This window comes from Corynebacterium sp. (assembly GCF_012838985.1).
Classification (GTDB): Bacteria; Actinomycetota; Actinomycetes; order Mycobacteriales; family Mycobacteriaceae; genus Corynebacterium.
This window is the reverse complement of sequence record NZ_DUOE01000044.1, coordinates 1-4,504: the sequence shown is the minus strand read 5'-3', so window position 1 is coordinate 4,504 and position 4,504 is coordinate 1. Positions and strand designations below refer to the sequence as shown.

Here is a 4,504-nt window from a genome sequence, read left to right as displayed (position 1 = left end):
GTGGGTTCGTCGAGAAGCAGTACCGCGGGGGAGGCGGCGAGGACGCGCGCGATGTCGCGGCGTCGCTGCTGACCCATGGACAGCGGCTCATCAGTGTCCGTGGATTCCTGGGGGAGGAATCCGAGGGCGCCCCGATCGGGCACGCTGACCACACCGGTGCCGGGTGACAGGCGGCCGGTGAGGATGTCGATGAGCGTCGACTTGCCCGCACCGTTGGGGCCGGTGATGACCAGGCGGTCGCCGCCCCGGACCGTCAGGTCGACCGGTCCGCGGAGGCGCCCCTCCAGGGAGAGTCCCTCGGCGTGGAGGTAGGTGCGCGTCGGCTTCGCGTGGAGGCGCGGGAAGATGAGCACCGGGGGTGGCGGGGGCAGTGTGACGGCATTGGCCTCCAGCGCCTCCTGCCGACGCTTCACCGCCTGGACCACACCCGGGGCCCGTGACTGGCGGGCGTGCTTGCCGGTGCCCTTGGGCGGGCGCCAGCCGGTGCTCAGCCGGGACTGTGCCTGCTGCAGGTCGGACTGCAGCCGTGCCTGACGGGCGGTCTGGGCGGCGTGGTCGTCCGCCCAGGCCTGTTCGAGGGCGGCGCGCCCCGCCCGGTACCCCTCGTAGCCGGTGCCCCAGACGCGGGGCAGTCCGTCCGGTGTGGGGTCGAGGTCGAGGACCGTGGTGGCCAGATCTGCCAGGAGCGCCCGGTCGTGGGAGACGACGAGCACCGAGCCGGAGCGTTCGCGGAGCTGCTAGGTAAGTCCCGCGTGGTCGAGATGGTTGGTGGGCTCGTCGAGGAGCAGGTGGTCGTGGTGGCCGGCGAGCAGGCACGCCAGGCGGACGCGGTAGCGCTGCCCGACGGACAGGTCGTCGAGGGCCACCTCGTCGGGGAAGTCGGCGTCGAGGGAGGCGAGGGCGGAGCGGACGCGGCGGTGGGCGTCCCAGGCGTCGAGGCGCTCGGCCTCCACGAGTGCCGTCGTGTACTCGTCGGGGTCGGATTCGATGGTGGGCAGGGCGGCGTCGAGACGCGCGAGGGCGAGCTCTGCCGGGCGGATCGTCTCGCGGACGGCGTCACCGACGGTGCCGGAGACGGCCATCTGCTGTTCGGCGACGGCGAGGCTGCCGTGGCGGGTGACGTGTCCGGAGTCGGGGAGGAGGCGTCCGGTGAGGACGTGGATGAGGGTGGTCTTGCCGCGGCCATTCTCGCCGACGACGAAGAGACGGTCGCCGCGGGAGAGCGTGAGCGAGAGGTCGGTGAAGACGGTGCGTGTGCCGCGGGTGGCGGATATGGATTCCGCGCGGAGATGTGCGGGCATCGGGGTGCTTTCTGTACGTGGGTGTGTGGGGAACGACGGAGCACACGCCGACGTCACGGCTGGGCCGGAGGGCGTGTGCGGGGTGTGTTCCTACAGGAAGTACAGATGCATGAGGGAGAGAATAAATGATTACTCATCAGATGTCTACGTCAAGTCTTTAGCATTGACTTTTCGGCACTGCGACGTGTCGTCGAAGTCCACGGGATTCACGATGTACCCTGTGTGACAATGGCGTAATTAGCCGGTAGTCGATTCAGTCAAGGAAGAGGGTATGACTGTGAGCCGAGAGGGACTGTCTCAGGATCCCGGTGTCGAGCTCGGTCTGACCGGCCGCCCGGTGCGCGAGCTGCCGCAGCCCGAGCCCCTGGACAGGCACGGGCCCGCGACGATCATCTCGATGTGCAACCAGAAGGGCGGCGTCGGCAAGACGACGTCGACCATCAACCTGGGCGCCTGCCTCGCGGAGCTCGGCCGCAAGGTCCTCCTCGTCGACCTGGACCCGCAGGGCGCGCTCTCGGCGGGCCTCGGCGTCCCGCACGACGAGCTCGACATCACGGTCTACGATCTGCTGCTCGACAACCAGACCTCGATCCACTCGGCGATCCACCAGACCGCGGTCCCGGGCATGGATCTGGTGCCCGCCAACATCGACCTCTCGGCGGCGGAGATCCAGCTCGTCAACGAGGTCGGCCGCGAGCAGACCCTGGCCCGCGCCCTGCGTCCGGTGATGAAGGAGTACGACTTCATCATCCTCGACTGCCAGCCCTCCCTCGGTCTGCTCACCGTCAACGCGCTGGCCTGCTCCCACGGTGTCATCATCCCGATGGAGTGCGAGTACTTCTCGCTGCGTGGCCTGGCGCTGCTCACGGACACGGTGGAGAAGGTCGCGGACCGCCTCAACTTCGACCTGGAGATCCTGGGCATCCTGGTCACCATGTTCGACCGTCGCACCTCCCACGCCCGCGAGGTCATGTCGCGCGTGGTGGAGGTCTTCGGTGACCGGGTCTTCGACTCGGTGATCACCCGCACGGTGCGGTTCCCGGAGACCTCCGTCGCCGGTGAGCCGATCATCACCTGGGCACCGTCCTCCCAGGGCGCGGAGCAGTACCGCAACCTGGCCCTCGAGGTGCTGGAGCGGACCGCGCTCCGGTGACCGGTGGGCAGGCGGAGTCCCCGGGCTTCCGGGTCGCGCTCAACAACTTCGAGGGGCCCTTCGATCTGCTGCTGCAGCTCATCGGGTCCCGGCGTCTCGACGTCACCGAGGTGGCCCTCTCCGAGGTGACCGACGAGTTCATCGCCTACACCCGTGCCCTCGGGGAGACGGCGGACCTCGACGAGACCACCGAGTTCCTGGTCGTCGCCGCCACCCTGCTGGACCTCAAGGCCGCCCGCCTCCTCCCGCGCGGGGACGTCGACGACCTGGAGGACCTCGCCCTCCTGGAGACCCGTGACCTGCTGTTCGCCCGACTTCTCCAGTACCGGGCGTACAAGCAGGTGGCCGACCTGTTCGCCACCTGGCAGAAGAAGGCGCAGCGCCGCTACCCGCGGGCGGTGGGCATGGAGCCGCAGTTCGCGGACCTCATGCCGCCGGTGGTGCTGGGGCTCACGCCGGCCGGTTTCGCGGAGGTCGCCGCGGGGGTGTTCCGTCCGCGTCCGCCGGAGGAGGTGGGCACCGCACATCTGCATCAGGTGGCGGTGTCGGTCCCGGAGCAGGCCGGGCGCATCCTGGACACGCTGCAGCTCATGGGGGTGGGGCACTGGCTGACTTTCCAGGCGCTGACCCGGGACTGCACGGTGTCGATGGAGGTGGTCGGCCGCTTCCTCGCCCTGCTGGAGCTCTACAAGGCGCAGGCCGTGGAGACGCTGCAGGAGGAGGCCCTGGGGGAGCTGTCGGTCAGCTGGACGGGACTGGAGGTGGACCCGACGGTGGTGGCCGCGGACAACTGGGACTGAGCGGCGTGATTGAATGGTGTTCAATACCATCGTCCACCTGCCGGAGGAGCACTGTGCAACCCGCCGAGATAGTCAGCCGCGACCGGGCCCACGTGTGGCACCCCTACGCGCCCGCACACACCACGAACCTCCCCGTCGCCGCCACGGAGGGCATCCATCTGGAACTCGCCGACGGCCGCCGCGTCATCGACGGCATGAGCTCCTGGTGGGCCGCCATCCACGGACACGGCCACCCCGCGCTGGTGGCCGCCGCCACGGAGCAGATCGGCCGCATGAGCCACGTGATGTTCGGCGGCCTCACCCACGAACCGGCGGTCAGGCTCGCTGAGCGGCTCGTCGACATGACCAGCCTGCCGCACGTCTTCTTCTCCGACTCCGGGTCCGTCTCCGTCGAGGTCGCGGTGAAGATGGCCCTGCAGTACTCCCGCGGCATCGGCCGGCCGGAGCGCACCCGCCTGCTCACCTGGCGTTCCGGCTACCACGGCGACACCTTCGCCGCGATGAGCGTCTGTGACCCCGACGGCGGCATGCACTCCCTGTGGGCGGGGACCCTCGCCGAGCAGATCTTCGCACCGGCCCCACCCACCGGCGAGGTCGGTGACTACCTCCGGCGTTTCGAGATGCTTGTCGACACCACCGTTGCCGCCGTCATCGTCGAGCCCGGGGTGCAGGGTGCCGGGGGCATGCGCTTCCACGACCCCGCCCTGCTCGTGGGGCTGCGGGAGATCTGCGACCGCCACGGCATCCTGCTCATCGTCGACGAGATCGCCACGGGCTTCGGCCGGACCGGCGAGCTCTTCGTCACCACCGGCGTCGGGGTGCGCCCCGACATCATGTGCGTGGGCAAGGCGCTGACCGGCGGATTCATGACACTGGCCGCCACCCTGTGCACCCCGGAGGTGGCGGCGGCCATCGACACCCTCATGCACGGCCCGACCTTCATGGCCAACCCGCTGGCCTGCGCCGTCGCGTGCGCCTCCCTCGACCTGGTGGCCGCGGGCACCTGGCGGGAGGACGTCCCCCGCATCGAGGCCGGCCTGCGCGCGGGGCTGGCCGACCTGGCCGGGGCCCCGGGGGTGGCGGACGTGCGGGTGCGCGGCGCGATCGGCGTCGTGGAGATGGACCACCCCGTGGACATGCGGGCCACCACGGAGGCGGCCCTGGCGGAGGGCGTGTGGCTGCGCCCCTTCGGACGGCTCGTCTACACGATGCCGCCGTACATCTGCACCGACGACGACGTCGCGCAGATC

General features: G+C 70.1%; 5 protein-coding genes. 3 read left to right on the top strand and 2 right to left on the bottom strand.

Annotated elements, in window-relative coordinates; all coding sequences use genetic code 11:
* Both GXZ33_RS02325 and GXZ33_RS02320 read right to left on the bottom strand, forming a co-directional pair.
* Window positions 1-713 (bottom strand): ATP-binding cassette domain-containing protein (locus tag GXZ33_RS02325; protein WP_291339241.1); only part of this gene is annotated, 713 nt, incomplete at its 3' end.
* Window positions 714-737: 24 nt separating this feature from the next.
* Entirely contained in the window at window positions 738-1,301 is a 564-nt protein-coding gene (locus tag GXZ33_RS02320) for an ATP-binding cassette domain-containing protein (protein WP_291339240.1), read from the bottom strand.
* Between the two features lie 271 nt (window positions 1,302-1,572).
* Here GXZ33_RS02320 and GXZ33_RS02315 point away from each other — a divergent pair, with 271 nt between their 5' ends.
* The 3 genes from GXZ33_RS02315 to GXZ33_RS02305 all read left to right on the top strand — a co-directional run.
* Entirely contained in the window at window positions 1,573-2,454 is an 882-nt protein-coding gene (locus GXZ33_RS02315) for a ParA family protein (protein ID WP_291339239.1), read from the top strand.
* The gene (locus GXZ33_RS02310; protein ID WP_291339238.1) at window positions 2,451-3,254 is read left to right on the top strand and encodes a segregation/condensation protein A; all 804 of its coding nucleotides are present in this window, start codon (window positions 2,451-2,453) and stop codon (window positions 3,252-3,254) included. Before GXZ33_RS02315 ends, GXZ33_RS02310 begins: the two co-directional genes overlap by 4 nt.
* 53 nt (window positions 3,255-3,307) lie before the next feature.
* A partial coding sequence (locus tag GXZ33_RS02305; protein ID WP_291339237.1) for an adenosylmethionine--8-amino-7-oxononanoate transaminase occupies window positions 3,308-4,504 on the top strand: 1,197 nt, incomplete at its 3' end.